This is a genomic window from Vibrio sp. HS-50-1 (assembly GCF_024747315.1).
Taxonomy (GTDB): Bacteria; Pseudomonadota; Gammaproteobacteria; order Enterobacterales; family Vibrionaceae; genus Vibrio; species Vibrio diabolicus.
In genome coordinates this window covers 834,003-849,420 of record NZ_JAMPZF010000024.1, presented here as the reverse complement: position 1 = coordinate 849,420, position 15,418 = coordinate 834,003, and the positions used below count along the sequence as shown (strand labels likewise).

At 42.5% G+C, this 15,418-nt stretch carries 16 protein-coding genes; 10 read left to right on the top strand and 6 right to left on the bottom strand.

Translation table 11 applies throughout. From position 1 onward, the window contains the following. Positions 1 to 28: 28 nt before the first annotated feature. From NDJ01_RS13440 to NDJ01_RS13425, 4 genes are all read right to left on the bottom strand, one after another. On the bottom strand, positions 29 to 451 hold the full coding sequence (locus NDJ01_RS13440) for a phage protein (protein WP_069495727.1): 423 nt from the start codon (positions 449 to 451) through the stop codon (positions 29 to 31). Positions 452 to 899: 448 nt separating this feature from the next. Beyond that, complete coding sequence (locus NDJ01_RS13435; RefSeq protein WP_258586838.1) at positions 900 to 2,621, bottom strand: ATP-binding protein; 1,722 nt, start codon at positions 2,619 to 2,621, stop codon at positions 900 to 902. Further along, on the bottom strand, positions 2,611 to 3,792 hold the full coding sequence (locus NDJ01_RS13430) for an FIST signal transduction protein (RefSeq protein WP_048626396.1): 1,182 nt from the start codon (positions 3,790 to 3,792) through the stop codon (positions 2,611 to 2,613). Before NDJ01_RS13430 ends, NDJ01_RS13435 begins: the two co-directional genes overlap by 11 nt. Before the next feature lie 113 nt (positions 3,793 to 3,905). Beyond that, positions 3,906 to 4,262 (bottom strand): hypothetical protein, encoded by a 357-nt coding sequence (locus NDJ01_RS13425; protein WP_258586837.1) that lies wholly within the window; start codon positions 4,260 to 4,262, stop codon positions 3,906 to 3,908. Between the two features lie 257 nt (positions 4,263 to 4,519). Between NDJ01_RS13425 and ccoN the strand changes: the two genes are divergently transcribed. The 10 genes from ccoN to uspE all read left to right on the top strand — a co-directional run bounded on the left by ccoN (position 4,520) and on the right by uspE (position 13,521). Beyond that, positions 4,520 to 5,947 (top strand): cytochrome-c oxidase, cbb3-type subunit I, encoded by a 1,428-nt coding sequence (ccoN, locus tag NDJ01_RS13420; RefSeq protein ID WP_005396488.1) that lies wholly within the window; start codon positions 4,520 to 4,522, stop codon positions 5,945 to 5,947. A gap of 12 nt (positions 5,948 to 5,959) precedes the next feature. Then, the gene (gene ccoO / locus NDJ01_RS13415) at positions 5,960 to 6,580 is read left to right on the top strand and encodes a cytochrome-c oxidase, cbb3-type subunit II (RefSeq protein ID WP_005377475.1); all 621 of its coding nucleotides are present in this window, start codon (positions 5,960 to 5,962) and stop codon (positions 6,578 to 6,580) included. Between the two features lie 9 nt (positions 6,581 to 6,589). Further along, complete coding sequence (locus tag NDJ01_RS13410; protein WP_005396487.1) at positions 6,590 to 6,763, top strand: CcoQ/FixQ family Cbb3-type cytochrome c oxidase assembly chaperone; 174 nt, start codon at positions 6,590 to 6,592, stop codon at positions 6,761 to 6,763. Beyond that, positions 6,763 to 7,737, top strand: a complete 975-nt coding sequence (gene ccoP / locus NDJ01_RS13405) for a cytochrome-c oxidase, cbb3-type subunit III (protein WP_005377487.1) — start codon at positions 6,763 to 6,765, stop codon at positions 7,735 to 7,737. The genes NDJ01_RS13410 and ccoP overlap by 1 nt, the downstream gene beginning before the upstream one ends. 105 nt (positions 7,738 to 7,842) lie before the next feature. Then, positions 7,843 to 8,319 carry a FixH family protein gene (locus NDJ01_RS13400; RefSeq protein WP_005396484.1) on the top strand — a complete coding sequence of 159 codons (477 nt, stop codon included), beginning with the start codon at positions 7,843 to 7,845 and terminating at the stop codon, positions 8,317 to 8,319. 4 nt (positions 8,320 to 8,323) lie between these two features. Beyond that, positions 8,324 to 10,687: a heavy metal translocating P-type ATPase metal-binding domain-containing protein gene (locus tag NDJ01_RS13395; RefSeq protein ID WP_053807423.1), complete on the top strand. Its 2,364-nt coding sequence runs from the start codon at positions 8,324 to 8,326 to the stop codon at positions 10,685 to 10,687. A 15-nt stretch (positions 10,688 to 10,702) separates the two neighbouring features. After that, the gene (gene ccoS, locus NDJ01_RS13390) at positions 10,703 to 10,867 is read left to right on the top strand and encodes a cbb3-type cytochrome oxidase assembly protein CcoS (RefSeq protein ID WP_012841826.1); all 165 of its coding nucleotides are present in this window, start codon (positions 10,703 to 10,705) and stop codon (positions 10,865 to 10,867) included. 8 nt (positions 10,868 to 10,875) lie between these two features. Next, entirely contained in the window at positions 10,876 to 11,556 is a 681-nt protein-coding gene (locus tag NDJ01_RS13385) for a sulfite exporter TauE/SafE family protein (protein WP_199803944.1), read from the top strand. A 90-nt stretch (positions 11,557 to 11,646) separates the two neighbouring features. Further along, positions 11,647 to 12,393: an FNR family transcription factor gene (locus NDJ01_RS13380; protein WP_005377497.1), complete on the top strand. Its 747-nt coding sequence runs from the start codon at positions 11,647 to 11,649 to the stop codon at positions 12,391 to 12,393. 180 nt (positions 12,394 to 12,573) lie between these two features. After that, positions 12,574 to 13,521: a universal stress protein UspE gene (gene uspE / locus NDJ01_RS13375; protein WP_258586836.1), complete on the top strand. Its 948-nt coding sequence runs from the start codon at positions 12,574 to 12,576 to the stop codon at positions 13,519 to 13,521. 137 nt (positions 13,522 to 13,658) lie between these two features. On the opposite strand, the gene ttcA is transcribed toward uspE, so the two are convergent. Both ttcA and NDJ01_RS13365 read right to left on the bottom strand, forming a co-directional pair. Continuing rightward, on the bottom strand, positions 13,659 to 14,552 hold the full coding sequence (gene ttcA, locus NDJ01_RS13370; protein WP_005377502.1) for a tRNA 2-thiocytidine(32) synthetase TtcA: 894 nt from the start codon (positions 14,550 to 14,552) through the stop codon (positions 13,659 to 13,661). Positions 14,553 to 14,751: 199 nt separating this feature from the next. Beyond that, positions 14,752 to 15,414: a DUF2987 domain-containing protein gene (locus tag NDJ01_RS13365; protein ID WP_005396478.1), complete on the bottom strand. Its 663-nt coding sequence runs from the start codon at positions 15,412 to 15,414 to the stop codon at positions 14,752 to 14,754. Positions 15,415 to 15,418: the final 4 nt, after the last annotated feature.

Sequence of the window (15,418 nt, the reverse complement as noted above, 5' to 3'; positions counted from 1 at the left end):
TGTAAATGATTAGCATATGTATGAGTGGTTATTTTTGTCGCGAGGGCAGCCAAGCAGCCGATTTCATTCGACGGCCGCCACGAAACGGCAGCAAATTCTCTTTCGCAGGATAAACCTTGGGGTATTCAAAGTGTCCGTACATTTCTACAAACTGACGATGTTCGTCACGCCAAAACACAAAACTTTCCAATTCTTTAGGGCTGAACTCACGACCGGATGGTGTGATTAACACAGCGCGTTGCTCACAAACTCGAAAGCCTGACCAACGGATGTCATTAGGCAAATAACCAAGTGACTTGATGAGTAGAAGTTTTTCTGCCATCGGATTCACCGGAACGGTGCCATCTAACCAACGAACAACCGTCGGCTTGGTAACGTGAAAAAACTCGGCGCCTTGCTTAAGGGTTTTAAATTCGCGCCAGAATAGAGTGCAGAATGATTCGTGAAACATGACAACGCTCGCAATTTGATGAACAGACTAAAATTATTTTTTTCTTGTTTTTTCGCCTTAACCGAACGCCTCATAATGTGGCGGTAAGGATATTGGGCGAGTTTTGTAGATTGCGGGAAACAATCGCCAGTAATAGTACAAACGACTTAAACGTTTAAAACTCACAAAATTAAAATTTACGGCTTGGTTATCAGACACTTATGAAAGGCTTAATCAAAGAGTTAGACTTTGTTAACAAAATACCCCTTGGTGCGCATTATATGTGTTATGTTAAATTGAATGTGATCGTACGCCAAATGTTGCCAATGAGCACTCCTATTCCCCTGTCGATTTGAAATTTAAGGTCTCTATCATAACCATTAAACATAATGGCTATTTACCATAAAATACTTAATATAGATCTTAATAATCTATCGATTGTTAAGATCTATATTAATGCTTTTTCTACTTACAGAAATGGCTGTATAGCTTCAAAGATATCTTGTCTTCGAACTGGTTTGGAAATGAATCCATCCATACCTGCGTCAAGGCATTTATCTCTATCACTTTCTAGCGCATGAGCGGTTAATGCGATGATTGGAGTCTTGAAGCCTTTATCTCGGAGAAGCCTTGTTGCAGTAATCCCATCCATCACTGGCATCGAGACATCCATAAGAATCAGGTCGATTAAATCCTCATTTTCCTCTAAGAACGTTAATGCTTCTGCTCCATGACTTGCGATATGAACATTATGACCAAGCTTATTTAAAATAAGCTTTATTACAAACTGATTCGACTCGGTATCTTCGACTACGAGAAGATCCATCGCTTTTATTGGTTGGTTGTTTTCTATTTTAACTGGACGATTTTGATTGCACCGAGTTAAAACGGGAATCTTAATAGTAAATGTTGAGCCGACATGCTCGTCACTTTTAACGATAATCTTGCCGCGCATCATTTCAACTAAATGCTTGGTTATTGCTAGCCCTAGTCCTGTACCACCAAAGCGTCTCGTGATGGAACGATCACCTTGATGAAATGCCGTAAATAGATGTTCTTGCTTGGCTTTAGATATACCAATTCCGGTGTCTGATATTGAAATTACAAGCTCGGAGTCTTGCTCAGATACTGAAACTTTTACTTCTCCTTCATCAGTAAACTTTATTGCATTCCCAATAAGATTAAACAGGATTTGAGATAATCGCGTAGAGTCAATCCAAAACTGTTTGTCGGTAGTTACCATGCAATTGAGTTTAAATTGAAGGCTCTTCTTCTTAGCTATTTGTTTTTGTTGAGAAATAACAAAAGTGACAGTGTCTCTTAAATTAACCCACTGCTCATTGAGTTGAAAGCGACCTGATTCAATTTTTGAGAGGTCAAGGATGTCGCTGATAATCGCGAGAAGCAACTCCGCTGAGCATTCCATTTGGCTCAGGGCATCGATTTGCTCTTCTGATAAGGTGGATTGTTTCAGAATATCGAGCATTCCAAGGACGGAATTTAGAGGGGTTCTAATTTCATGACTCATCATCGCTAAGAATTCTGACTTTGAGCGATTTGCAAGCTCTGCTTCTTCTCTTGCTTTAGCAAGCTGAGTTGTCCGCACTTCAACAATACGCTGTAACTTCTCTTTGGTCTCAATATCGATGACAGCCCTCTCAATTAAAGGCCGAAAGCGTCTTAAGGTTTCCTTATTTTCTATGCTAAAGTGCCCTTTCTTAGCACCAATAAGTAAGATGACCGTTTGTGTTACTTCTGAACGTATGCCCGTTAGGACTACCGAGTTTACATGGCTTTTTATAAAACTGTTCAGGTTAATAAACTCCGCAAGCCTATCTGGTTCGAACAGCAGAATACATTCGCCATTCAGCGCTCTCTCAGATGCGTTACCGTGTAACCAAGATATGTTATCAAATACACTATTTGTCGATATCAACGTTTTGAAGGGGTACCTCTCATCATCACGAGTTAGAACGATAAAATCATCAAAGTTGATGTACTTCTTAAGGACATTATTTAATCCCGTAAATATCTCGTGCCGGTTTTTTGCTTCACTCATCGCGGATGTCGCTGAAAGAATAGCTTTATTCTCATCGGCGAGCAGTCGTTCTCTTTGCCTAGCCTGTTTTAGTTCGACTAACGCTTCTTGCAGCGCTTCCTGTTGGTATATGTCTAAGTATTTATCTTTCATAAGGTTTATGGAATATCGCTGATGAAATCATCAGGTTTCCATGTCCATTCTCACCACCAATAAATCTACCTTGCTCACCAAAAGTAAAAGGGCAAATAAAAGGTAACTGTTCTAGTTCTTGGTTAATTTGTTCACAAACGCTATTCATGTCTTGCATTAAGTGCAACATAGGACCTGCGCAAAAGATGTTTATCACCCCAATTTTTCGAGATTCTTCTAATTTTTGATTAAAGGCTGCATTTACAACTTTAGCAGCGCGTGCAACGAGGTGTTCTCTGCTTCCTTTCATTAAAGTGAGTTCATCACCCTCTTCTATTCGTGTAAATAGCTCAATTCCTCCATCTCGCGTCTCACGAATTGGATGGGACAATTTGTAATATGGACGCTCATAGAGGTGGCCAGCGACACGCCCTAGTGGATAAGCGCTCGAGTTTGTAAATAGCAGGTTGTTTTTGCCTACTTGGTTATCTTGATGGTTTGTCCACTTTCTATAAACATTGAGGGCTGGTTCGTCATCAATTTCTAGTAAGCACCTATCGTTAGTTTTGGTTGCAACCCCTTTAATATTGGTTGGAGTGTGCCCAGCACTAAAAGCAATATCTACAGGTTGTGAGGAGTAAAACAATGTCAGACTTAAACCTGCAGTTTGAGATCCTTGGGCGGTAATAACAGACCATTTTCCCGCGATATGATTATCAGCGGCTGAACCACCAATAATTGGGATCAGCGTACCAAACCTTTCATCTATAGATGCAATGATTGATTCCTCTTGCCCTGGAGTTGCATGAAGCAGTATTAAGTTTGGCACTTCTCCTACACGGTTAGCGTTCTCAAGAGCCATATCTAAGGCTCTAGTTACACTGTCACCTGAGTCATAGTTAGAAATACCAGTTCCATAAGCATGAGGGCCTGAATCATAAATTGCGAGCGCCGCAATCACTGGGCCCGTATGAAACCCCCGGTCTGTCATTACTGCTTGGCATGAACTAGCTCCATGAAAAGGCACTCCAGGAAAATGTTCAAGAAAAGCTTCTCGAATTAACTCGAAGTCGTACTCTTCCGTGTAGTAGCACATCACGTAAGACAAGTTCTGTTGTGTCAGCTCGGACCTAAGCGTTTCTATCGCTGAGTCTTCATCTTTAATATGAGTAAAAACTGATTGGCAATGCATACGATTTTATAATTGGGTATCACTCTGCTGTTATACCATTCCAACCAATTTTCTCTAGGTAAGAAGGTGAAAATTTCATTAAGAAGTTGCGATTATCTCGTGACAGATCGTATTTATAATTGAACTACAACAATGTTTTCGCCTTTTTTAAAGGTGATTTTTCTTGATTCAGGCATGGTGTCCCATTCTATTTTCTTATGTTCCCGATCGAGATTGATAAATTCGCCAGATTGATTTAGATCAATTTTTAGAGTGCTACTTTTCATCGTTTCGAGCGAAATTCCCGCCGAGTCACGATTAATTGTGATTATTTCACCTTCAATTGTTACATCACATCGTTCTTTTTGTGAACAGTCAATGCTAGTAACGCTCTCGTGTGTAAAGGTACGCCAGAAAAATGCGCCTATTAACACACTGAGCATGATTAAGATTTGTGCAAGTCGCGCCTTTGTTAACTTTTGTGCAGGCATAATTACTAATATCCTTGTTACAAACTTCAAACTTTTTAAATAAAAAATGATTTCCAGGGGGCCAGTAAGGTTACTACCCTGTCATTGAATTGTTAATTCAAGTATAGTGTCACGCTGAAAATGCCACTTTTTATTAAAGTCAGCAATGGAAATAAGGTGATGATAACACTTGAATTCTAGAGTTTACTTGGGTGGTGTTACGACGCAAGTCGTGTTGGAAGTAAAAGTGTAGTTAATTAGAAATTGGAAGCATGCAAATGAGCCAAGTAAAGCAGCTTGAACAAAACTACAACTATACAGTCGTTCGCCAATTTACCCTTGTGACCATTTTATGGGGCATAGTTGGTATGGCTGTTGGTGTTTTGATTGCCGCTCAATTAGTTTGGCCACAGCTAAACTTTGATACGCCGTGGTTGACGTACAGTCGCTTACGTCCACTGCATACTAATGCGGTAATTTTTGCGTTTGGTACAAGTGCTCTGTTCGCAACGTCTTATTATGTTGTACAGCGTACATGTCAAACACGTCTTTTTGGTGGCCCACTCGTTGCCTTCACCTTTTGGGGTTGGCAAGCAATCATCCTGGCAGCAGCCATTACTTTGCCTCTCGGTTTAACATCGGGTAAAGAGTATGCTGAGCTAGAATGGCCTATTGATATCGCAATTGCGCTAGTATGGGTATCATATGCGGTGGTGTTCTTCGGCACACTGGTGAAGCGAAACACGTCACATATTTATGTGGCAAACTGGTTCTTCGGTGCCTTTATTATCACAGTAGCAGTACTTCACATCGTGAACAGCATGGCTATTCCTGTGTCACTTGGTAAATCTTACTCGATTTACTCAGGCGCAGTGGATGCGATGGTTCAGTGGTGGTATGGACACAATGCGGTAGGTTTCCTACTCACCGCTGGTTTCCTAGGCATGATGTACTACTTCGTTCCTAAACAAGCTGAACGTCCTGTTTATTCTTACCGTCTATCTATCGTTCACTTCTGGGCGCTTATTTCTCTATATATTTGGGCAGGCCCTCACCACCTTCACTATACAGCGCTACCGGACTGGACTCAGTCTCTAGGTATGGTGATGTCGCTGGTTCTATTTGCTCCTTCTTGGGGTGGTATGATCAACGGTATTATGACGTTATCTGGTGCATGGCATAAGCTTCGTTATGACCCTATCCTACGTTTCCTAATCGTTTCTTTGTCATTCTACGGTATGTCTACCTTTGAAGGTCCAATGATGTCGATTAAGACAGTTAACGCACTTTCTCACTACACAGACTGGACCATTGGTCACGTTCACTCTGGTGCGTTAGGTTGGGTTGCGATGGTTTCTATCGGCTCTGTATATCACTTAGTACCTCGCCTATTTGGCCAAGAGCGTATGTACTCTGTTGGTCTCGTGAATGTGCATTTCTGGCTAGCAACAATCGGTACCGTTCTTTACATCGTTGCGATGTGGATCTCTGGTGTAATGCAAGGTCTGATGTGGCGCGCGGTTAACTCTGACGGTACGCTAACTTACAGCTTTGTTGAGTCTGTAGAAGCGTCTTATCCGTTCTACTTTGTACGTTTCTTAGGTGGATTTATCTTCCTATCTGGTATGTTCCTAATGGCATACAACACGTACAAAACGGTAAGTGCACCAAAAGAAAGCCTAAAAGCTATCCCACATCCGGCATAAGGAGATTTAAGAATGAGTAACAATTCTAATAATCGCCACGAAATCTTAGAACGTAATGTCGGTTTGTTGGCTATTTTTATCGTGTTTGCTATCAGCTGGGGTGCTCTTGTAGAGATCACTCCTCTGATTTTCCAAAAGCAAACGACTGAACCTGTAGAGAATCTACGTGCTTACACTCCCCTGGAGATGGAAGGTCGTGACATCTACATCCGTGAAGGTTGTAACGTTTGTCACAGCCAGATGGTTCGTCCTTTCCGCTCGGAGACTGAACGTTACGGTCACTACTCTGTCGCTGGTGAGAGTGTTTGGGAACACCCATTCCTTTGGGGCTCTAAGCGTACAGGTCCGGATTTAGCTCGTGTTGGTGGTCGTTATTCTGATGAATGGCACCGCGTTCACCTACTAGATCCTCGTGAGCTTGTGCCTGAGTCAAACATGCCAGGTTTCCCGTGGTTAGCTGAAAACGTTTTAGACGGTAAGCTAACTCAGAAGAAACTTGAGCTATTTCGTGATCAGTTCGGCGTTCCATACACTGATGAAGAGATCGCGAATTCGGCTAAAGAAGTAGAAGGTAAAACAGAGATGGATGCAATCATCGCTTACCTTCAGTCTCTTGGTCATGCAATGAAGTAAGGGGATCATATGGATTTCGGTACAATTCATAGTATTTATACCGTTGTACTCTTCGCTAGTTTTATTGGCATCGTATGGTGGGCATTTAGTAAAAAGCGTAAAGCACGCTTTGAAGAAGATGCCAACTTGGTGTTTGCTGACGAAGAACAAACGACCCCAAATAACCAAGGAGTGAAGAAGTAATGACTACATTCTGGAGTCTCTGGATTATCGTGATTACTGTCGGTACGCTGGTAGGCTGTGCGATTCTCCTGACTTGGTGCGCTAAAGATAAAATGGGCGTCGAGGAAGGAGAAGACATGGGCCACGAGTACGATGGTATTCGCGAGCTAAACAACCCTCTACCAAAGTGGTGGACTTATCTGTTTGTAAGTACATTTGTGTTTGCAGCAGTTTATCTAGCCCTATTTCCAGGTCTAGGTAGCTTCAAGGGCTTTTTAAATTGGCAGAGTTCGGCTCAAACCGTTCGCTCACTAGAAGAGTCAAAAGAAGCCATCGCTGCAGCACAAGAGAACAAGCAACTAAACCAATATGCAAAAGAACTGGATGATGCCGACGCTTACTTCGGCGAAGCATTCCGTAAACTCGCGCACAATGACAGTGGTCTACGCCCAATTCCTGAAATTGCGCAAGATCCTGAAGCATTAAAAGTTGGCCAACGTTTGTTTTTGCAAAACTGTTCTCAATGTCACGGCTCTGATGCTCGTGGTCAGAAAGGTTTCCCTAACCTAACTGATGATGCATGGCTATACGGCGGTGAACCAGCTGCAATCGTAACAACCATCATGCATGGCCGTATTGGTCAAATGCCAGCATGGAAAGATGCGCTTGGTGAGCAAGGTGTGCAAGAAGTTGTAAGCTACACACTTAGCCTATCTGGTCGTAAAGTGAATGCTCGTGAAGCAGCGGCAGGTAAAGCACGTTTCGTCGTGTGTGCAGCTTGTCACGGTACTGATGGTAAGGGTAACCCTGCAGTCGGTGCACCTGATCTTACAGACCAAGATTGGCTATTTGGCGACTCTCGTGCAGCTGTAACCGAAACCGTAATGAACGGCCGCTCAGGTGTAATGCCCGCGTGGAAAGACATTTTGGGTGAAGATAAAGTTCAGCTCGTTGCCTCTTATGTCTGGAGCTTAAGTAACTCAGAGAGTAAGTAACTGAGATATTAAGTAACATAGCAATAACAGCCCCTTTCATAGGGGCTGTCTTTCCTTTAAATTTAACGCCTTACATTTTTTCATTTAGCTGTTGAGAACTTTTTTATGGTAAAGCCTTGGTATAAACAATTTTGGCCGTGGTTCCTAATCATCCTTCCTCTTACTGTCGTAGTTTGGACTGTGATTACTGTGGTCGTTTTCTCGAACAACTCTGTTTCTTTAGTCGCCGAGGATTACTATAAAAAAGGCAAAGGCATTAACATCGACATTAGTAAAATGAATGTCGCTCGTGACCTAGGTCTTAACGCAGAGATTTCTTCTGAAAATAACAATGTTGTGATTGTTTTCGCTAAAGGGAAGCTATCTCATTACCCTGCTCTAACGGCCACTTTCACTCATCGTACTCTTCCTGACCGTGACTTTACAAAGCTCGTTACGGCGGATGCATCTGGTAATTACCGCCTAACGGCAGAAGAATCTATTCAAGGCCCTTGGTTTGTCGAACTACAACCACATGACCAACAATGGATGATCCAAGGTAAAGTTGAATTTCCAGCCTCGTCAACACCGTTAATGAAGTAAGCATATGTGTGAATCCTGTTATCACTGTGGTGAAGATGTACCAGCCAACACGGATTTTAAAGTTGATATACTCGGTGAATCCCGCAAGATGTGTTGTCCTGGCTGCGAGACGGTTGCTCAAACCATCGTAGACAGCGGCTTAGTATCCTACTATCAATATAGAACAGCGCCTGCGGAAAAAGCAGATTTAGTACCAGAGCAACTCCAAGCTTTAATTCATTATGATAATGAAGATGTACAATCAGAATTTGTGCGAAATCGTGAAAATGTCTCTGAAGTAACTCTTTCTTTAGAAGGCGTTTCATGTGCAGCTTGTGCGTGGTTAATCGAAAAGCAAGTCTCTAATACGGCTGGGTTAGTGTCTATCCGCGTGAATACAACCACTAACCGCGCATTACTAGCCTGGGACAAAACTCAGGTGCGATTAAGTGAGCTCCTATCTGTCATTCATAAATTGGGTTATAAAGCCGCACCATTTGAAGCTGATAAGCAAGAAGCCTCTTATCATCGAATGATGAAGCAATACTTATACAGATTAGGTATTGCTGGTTTAGCTACCATGCAAGTTATGATGCTAGCCGTCGCATTGTACCTAGAAGTTTTTGGTGACCTAGAACCGGAGTTTAAAAATTACTTTCGTTGGGTAAGTTTGATCTTTGCTACGCCAGTCCTACTCTACTCTGCTCTTCCGTTTTACTTAAATGCGTGGCGAAGCATCAAAGGCCGAACCCTCGGTATGGATGTGCCTGTCTCGATTGCACTTATTTTTGCCTATGTAGCCAGCTTAATAGCAACCGTTACAGAACAGGGCGAAGTCTTCTTCGAATCGATTTCAATGTTCACTTTCTTCCTATTGGTTGGACGATTTTTAGAGATGCGAGCGCGTCGCAAAGCCGCAGCGGCGAGTGGTAACCTATTAAAGTTGATCCCAGCGATCGCCACGACGCTGGATGGCGAGCAAATACCAGTGAAAACTCTAAAAGTTGGTGATCGTATTCGCGTCCTTCCTGGTGAACATATCCCAGCTGACGGCAAAGTTATTTCGGGTCGTATTCATATTGATGAATCCATGCTAACGGGTGAATCCGTACACGTGGTGAAACGAGAAGGCGATGCTGTTTATGCAGGAACATTAAACGGTGATGAGTCATTTGAGCTAGAGGTCATGAGTTCTAAAGCTGACTCAATGATTTCCAATATCGTGCGTTTACAAGATGAAGCTCAACACTCCAAACCTAAAATCGCAGAAATTGCAGACGTTGTTGCTCGTTACTTTGTTGGAGCGATTCTTATTATCTCTGCTGGTACTTGGTTGTACTGGCATCAAACAAAACCAGATGATGCGTTTTGGATCATGCTATCCGTGTTGGTAGCCACCTGTCCATGTGCCCTATCTCTTGCGACTCCAACTGCTCTCACCTGTGCTACCTCTCGTATGGGAAACTTTGGCATTTTGCTTCGTAAAGGTCATGTGTTCGAGACGCTATGTAAGATCAACCACTTAGTTGTAGATAAAACAGGTACTCTGACGAAAGGCGATATTGAGATCTGTGATACAAAAGTGTTGAGTGATCTTCCAAAAGAAGATTGTCTCTCTCTAGCCGCAGCATTAGAAGCTCATGCAAACCATCCTATCGCTCGCTCTTTTGCAAGTTACGCCAATGATGACTTTGTTGTGTATGAAGTGCAAAACGTGATTGGTTCAGGGATTGAGGGGATCTGGAATGGCAAAGTCGTTAAGATAGGCAGTACGGCTTTTGTTCAAGGCAAGGAAAGCGAAGAAAGCCACGCGGTCTATCTTTCAGTTGATGGCGAGCATGTCGCTAGTTTTTACTACCGCGACCCTATCCGAAAAGAAAGCAAAGCCTTTGTTCAACGTTTTGCTGACGCTGGAATTAAGACAACGCTGCTAACAGGTGACTCTCTCTCAAACGCTCGACCTGTAGCGAATGAAATTGGTATCGATCATGTCGTTGCGTCAGCAAAACCAGAAGACAAACTCGCGTATCTTAAGAGTCTTGATGAAGACAGTATCACTATGATGGTTGGCGATGGCATCAATGACGCACCTACTCTCGCCGGAGCTCATCTTTCAGTTGCAATGGGCGGTGGTACAGATGTCGCTAAAGCTTCTGCTGATATGACGTTACTTGGGGATAATCTCGAAAAGCTACTAGAGGCACGCTTGCTTGCACTGCGTACAAGAAAGATTATTCGAGAAAACTTGGCTTGGTCTTTGGGTTACAACCTGTTAATTTTGCCTTTAGCTGTCGCTGGTTTAGTGGCTCCCTACATTGCAGTAGTTGGCATGTCTGCAAGCTCAATTATCGTTGTATCTAACTCTTTGCGCCTGCTCAAAGAGAAATAAGTAGAGAAAGCAAACATGGAAAGTCTTTATATATTGATTCCTATCGCTATCGTTCTCGTTTGTGTTGCTGTTGCCGTTTTTCTTTGGGCAGTAAGAAGTGATCAGTTTGAAGATCTAGAACGACAAGGACATAACATTCTTCTTGATGAAGAAGACAAATCTAATAGTGATAAAAAATAGCAACCTTTATGACTCCTGACTTTATTGGTGCTTTGATGATCGGCCTCGTCGGGGCCGGTCATTGCATGGGAATGTGTGGTGGTATCGCGTCTCTGCTTACCATGGGCTCTTCTACTAAAAATAAAAGTACCCCTCTTATCCCTCTCTTCTATAACCTCGGACGATTGATCAGTTATGTCTTAATAGGTGCATTGGTGGGTGGGGCTATATCAGGTTTATCTGAGCTAAGTGGGTTAACGCATTCTCTTGCTTGGTTAAGGCTGATTGCCGCACTGTTCATGATTCTGGTTGCGCTTTATATTGCTAAATGGTGGCAAGGTTTACTGTTAATAGAAAAGTTAGGGCAGCACATTTGGCGCTTTATCTCGCCTGCAGGTAAGCGTTTGCTGCCGTTAAAGCACCCTCTTCATGCTTTACCATTTGGCTTCATTTGGGGCTGGTTACCATGCGGCTTGGTTTATTCTGCGCTAACTTGGTCGGCGGTTTCAGGCAGCGCAATAAACGGTGGTCTTATTATGCTCGCGTTTGGCCTCGGAACACTTCCGGCAATGCTTATTATTGGATATGGTGCCAACCATTTTCAGAAATTACAAAAATCGTTAATATTTAGAAATATTTCAGCATTAATCCTTATTGGATATGGTTCGTACACTGCTGTAGGAGCTTTAGAGTTACTCGGTTTCATATAACGTTAAACTCTATTGAGGTGACATTTTTGCTACCCTTTAGGATTAAGCGATGCTAAAATATTGATGTATATCAAATAGTGAAAGGTTGTTATGATTTCTGAAAAACCTGCAACAAAGCGTATCCAATCAGGCGGTTGCGCCATTCATTGCCAAGATTGTAGCATTAGTCAGCTGTGTATCCCGTTCACTCTGAATGAGGCAGAACTTGATCAGCTTGACCAAATCATCGAACGTAAGAAGCCTATCCAAAAAGGACAAGAGCTTTTTAAGGCTGGTGACGAGCTAAAATCTCTGTACGCTATCCGCTCTGGTACCATCAAGAGCTATACGATCACAGAGCAAGGTGATGAGCAAATCACAGCGTTTCACTTGGCCGGAGACCTAGTTGGTTTCGATGCCATTACAGGTGACTCCCACCCTAGCTTTGCTCAAGCGCTTGAAACGTCGATGGTATGTGAAATCCCATACGAAATTTTAGACGACCTATCAGGTAAAATGCCTAAGCTTCGCCAGCAAATTATGCGTTTGATGAGTAACGAAATTAAAGGTGATCAGGAAATGATTTTGCTTCTTTCTAAAAAGAATGCAGAAGAACGTCTAGCGGCTTTCCTATACAACCTATCAACTCGTTTTTCTCAACGTGGCTTCAGCCCTAGAGAGTTTCGTTTAACGATGACTCGTGGTGATATTGGTAACTATCTTGGTCTTACAGTGGAAACAATCAGTCGCTTGTTGGGTCGTTTCCAGAAATCCGAGATCCTAAGTGTAAAAGGTAAATATATCACTATCTTAGACCACGATGCATTGATGGAACTTGCTGGTGTAACTAAAGAATAATACACCCCAATTATTGATGTAGCTCGAAAATGAGCTACATCATATTTCTCATAAATTCCTTTCGAAAGTCCTCAAAAAGTTACCCAAACTAAGCTACAGTAAAAATGTACGGTGAGTACTCCAAAATACTGATTTAATTTATATTCAGTATCTGGTTTTGCAATAGAAGTGGGCTTAGTTATGAGTATATACAGTAAGATCCTTGTTGTAGCTGACATCAATAATGATGAGCAGCCCGCACTTGCAAGAGCTGTTCAATTAGCTCAAAAAAGTGTATCTAGAAGCCGAATCACTTTCTTTTTATCCATTTACGATTTCTCTTATGACATGACGTCAATGCTATCAGTGGATGAAAGAGATGCTATGCGTCGAGGTGTTATCCATCAACGTGAGCAGTGGATGCGTAAAATTGCTCAACCTTATCTAAACGATGGCTTCGACTTTGATGTATGTGTCGTCTGGCACAACCGTCCTTACGAAGCAATTATCGCTGAGGTCTATGCAGGCAGCCATGACCTAGTCATTAAAGGCACACGTAAGCACGACGTGTTAGAATCTGTGATTTTCACTCCGACCGATTGGCACTTGCTACGTAAATGCCCTATCCCAGTACTTCTGATTAAAAATGCAGATTGGCCAGAACAAGCAAGCATTCTTGCCTCGGTCCACGTAGGCTCTGAAAATCCAACTCATATTGATCTCAACGATGCCATGGTCGAGCGACTAAAAGAAGTCACCACCCGACTGGATGCCAAACCATACCTTGTTAATGCGTATCCCGTTACACCGGCGAACATTACCATTGAACTTCCTGAGTTTGATCCAACGACTTATACCGATGCCGTTCGGGGTCATCACTTAACTGCGATGAAAGTATTACGCCAAAAACACGGCCTTGATGAAGAGCAAACGATTGTTGAGCAAGGCTTACCTGAAGATGTCATTCCAGCAGCAGCTGAGCGCTTGAATGCTGCAATGGTTATTTTAGGCACTACAGGGCGAACCGGGCTTTCTGCTGTCTTTATTGGTAATACAGCTGAGCACGTGATCGATAAAATAAATTGCGATGTATTGGCTCTAAAACCAAAAGGCTACATTAGCCCTCTCGATCCAAATACAGCAACCTAATCTCTCTTTAGCATTGCTATATTGAGCGCTTTCAAACAGACGCTAATAAATCCCCCTAATAAAGGGGGATTTTTGTTTGTGGACAGTTAAAGCGTTGAATACAAAAAAGGAGGTCTAATTGACCTCCTTTTTACGAGTTAGATGTTCGTAACATCGATGAACATTGATTCATCAATATTCGTCGAAGAAACGACAGCCTCATTAAATTCATACTCTTCGCGGTTACCTTCACGGTCTAGCGGTAAGTTAACAAAGTCGAACAATTCGCGGTCTGCTAGTTGGCTTGGGCTTACGTTTTGAATTGATTTAAAAATCGCTTCCACACGCCCTGGCGTCTTCTTATCCCATTCAATCAACATTGCTTTTATAGATTGACGCTGAAGGTTCTCTTGAGAACCACAAAGGTTACACGGAATAATTGGGAAATCCTTGTGTTCAGCGTATTTGATCAGATCTTTTTCACGACAGTAAGTCAATGGACGAATGACCACGTTACGACCATCATCAGAGCGCAGCTTTGGTGGCATCGCTTTAAGGCGAGAGCCGTGGAACATATTCAAGAACATTGTTTCGACGATGTCATCCATGTGATGACCTAGCGCAAGCTTAGTTGCACCAATCTTCTCTGCAAATGAATACAACGTACCACGTCGTAGGCGTGAACACAGACCACAAGTGGTTTTGCCTTCTGGCACCTTCTCTTTTACGACTGAATACGTGTCCTTATCTACGATGTAGTAAGGGATATTCAGTGTTTCGAAATACTCAGGCAGAATATGCTCAGGGAAGCCCGGTTGTTTTTGGTCTAAGTTTACCGCAACCACTTCAAATTTGATCGGTGCGGCTTTTTGAAGATTCAGCAGGATATCAAGCATCGCGAATGAATCTTTACCACCGCTAATACATGCCATCACAACATCGCCTTCTTCGATCATGTTGTAATCAGTAATGGCATTTCCAACATGTCTTCTCAGGCGTTTCTGAAGCTTGTTGAATTCTAGGGTTTCTTTTCTTGTATCTATTTGGTTCATTGCGGGCTCTCACATCGCCGATAAATCGACTAGGACTTCCTAACATGGGTTTCTTTGGGGCGTGGATTATACGAGCTTTTTACGCAGGATTAAATGCTTGTCTTATTGAGACATTAAGAAAAGGACACGAAAGGTAGCTTAGTTACCGTCACAAATGAAAAAAGAGCCGCAATTGCAGCTCTTTCTAAACTCTCAGTGTTCACTTCTTTGCGTTAGGCAGATAAGGTAGCACTCGCATCGTCGGTTCTGGTAGTGTCATTGTGCCACCTTGCCCTATTTCACTTAGTGCGACTTGTATCTTGCCATTGACAATTGGCTTTTCGGTTCCGTTTGAAAAAATCACTTTATCATTCAGTTGATTTGCAAACTCCATCGTCACACCTTGAACTTCAGGTGTAAACCAACCCGCAAACATACCGCCTAAATCTTCCAACATCGTCTGCATTTGAGGTAGAAGAGGCTTAAGTTGCTCGTAAGAAACGTTACCCTGTAATGGTTCTTTGGTCATCACGACAAGTGAGTAATCGCAGCGAGTATCTTTTGGAGTATCGACAAAAACCAACGGATTCGCTGACTTTAAGTTTTTATCGACTGGCAGAGGCAACTCTTGTGAAGCAGGGATAACAAACTCTTCATAGTGCTCTTCTTTTTCCATCCAAGCTTTTTCTATTGTACAAATTTGCTTAGTTTTCGCGTCCACAAAGAAGACGCCAACTTTCACGTCGTCATGCCCTTCTTTATTGTTGTTTTTGAGTTGGGTGTATAACTTTGAGTATGTGAACATGTACTCTTGAGCTTGGGTTATTGGCGATACAAGAATTAGCGCCGCACTTCCCAATAGACTTAGGCTTAACTTTTTCATTTTA

What these genes read in the sequence shown, in the direction of transcription:
- NDJ01_RS13440 (WP_069495727.1), bottom strand. Translation starts at nt 451, where the DNA reads ATGTTTCACGAATCATTCTGCACTCTATTCTGGCGCGAATTTAAAACC.
- NDJ01_RS13435 (WP_258586838.1), bottom strand. Translation starts at nt 2,621, where the DNA reads ATGAAAGATAAATACTTAGACATATACCAACAGGAAGCGCTGCAAGAA.
- NDJ01_RS13430 (WP_048626396.1), bottom strand. Translation starts at nt 3,792, where the DNA reads ATGCATTGCCAATCAGTTTTTACTCATATTAAAGATGAAGACTCAGCG.
- NDJ01_RS13425 (WP_258586837.1), bottom strand. Translation starts at nt 4,262, where the DNA reads ATGCCTGCACAAAAGTTAACAAAGGCGCGACTTGCACAAATCTTAATC.
- ccoN (WP_005396488.1), top strand. Translation starts at nt 4,520, where the DNA reads ATGAGCCAAGTAAAGCAGCTTGAACAAAACTACAACTATACAGTCGTT.
- ccoO (WP_005377475.1), top strand. Translation starts at nt 5,960, where the DNA reads ATGAGTAACAATTCTAATAATCGCCACGAAATCTTAGAACGTAATGTC.
- NDJ01_RS13410 (WP_005396487.1), top strand. Translation starts at nt 6,590, where the DNA reads ATGGATTTCGGTACAATTCATAGTATTTATACCGTTGTACTCTTCGCT.
- ccoP (WP_005377487.1), top strand. Translation starts at nt 6,763, where the DNA reads ATGACTACATTCTGGAGTCTCTGGATTATCGTGATTACTGTCGGTACG.
- NDJ01_RS13400 (WP_005396484.1), top strand. Translation starts at nt 7,843, where the DNA reads ATGGTAAAGCCTTGGTATAAACAATTTTGGCCGTGGTTCCTAATCATC.
- NDJ01_RS13395 (WP_053807423.1), top strand. Translation starts at nt 8,324, where the DNA reads ATGTGTGAATCCTGTTATCACTGTGGTGAAGATGTACCAGCCAACACG.
- ccoS (WP_012841826.1), top strand. Translation starts at nt 10,703, where the DNA reads ATGGAAAGTCTTTATATATTGATTCCTATCGCTATCGTTCTCGTTTGT.
- NDJ01_RS13385 (WP_199803944.1), top strand. Translation starts at nt 10,876, where the DNA reads ATGACTCCTGACTTTATTGGTGCTTTGATGATCGGCCTCGTCGGGGCC.
- NDJ01_RS13380 (WP_005377497.1), top strand. Translation starts at nt 11,647, where the DNA reads ATGATTTCTGAAAAACCTGCAACAAAGCGTATCCAATCAGGCGGTTGC.
- uspE (WP_258586836.1), top strand. Translation starts at nt 12,574, where the DNA reads ATGAGTATATACAGTAAGATCCTTGTTGTAGCTGACATCAATAATGAT.
- ttcA (WP_005377502.1), bottom strand. Translation starts at nt 14,552, where the DNA reads ATGAACCAAATAGATACAAGAAAAGAAACCCTAGAATTCAACAAGCTT.
- NDJ01_RS13365 (WP_005396478.1), bottom strand. Translation starts at nt 15,414, where the DNA reads ATGAAAAAGTTAAGCCTAAGTCTATTGGGAAGTGCGGCGCTAATTCTT.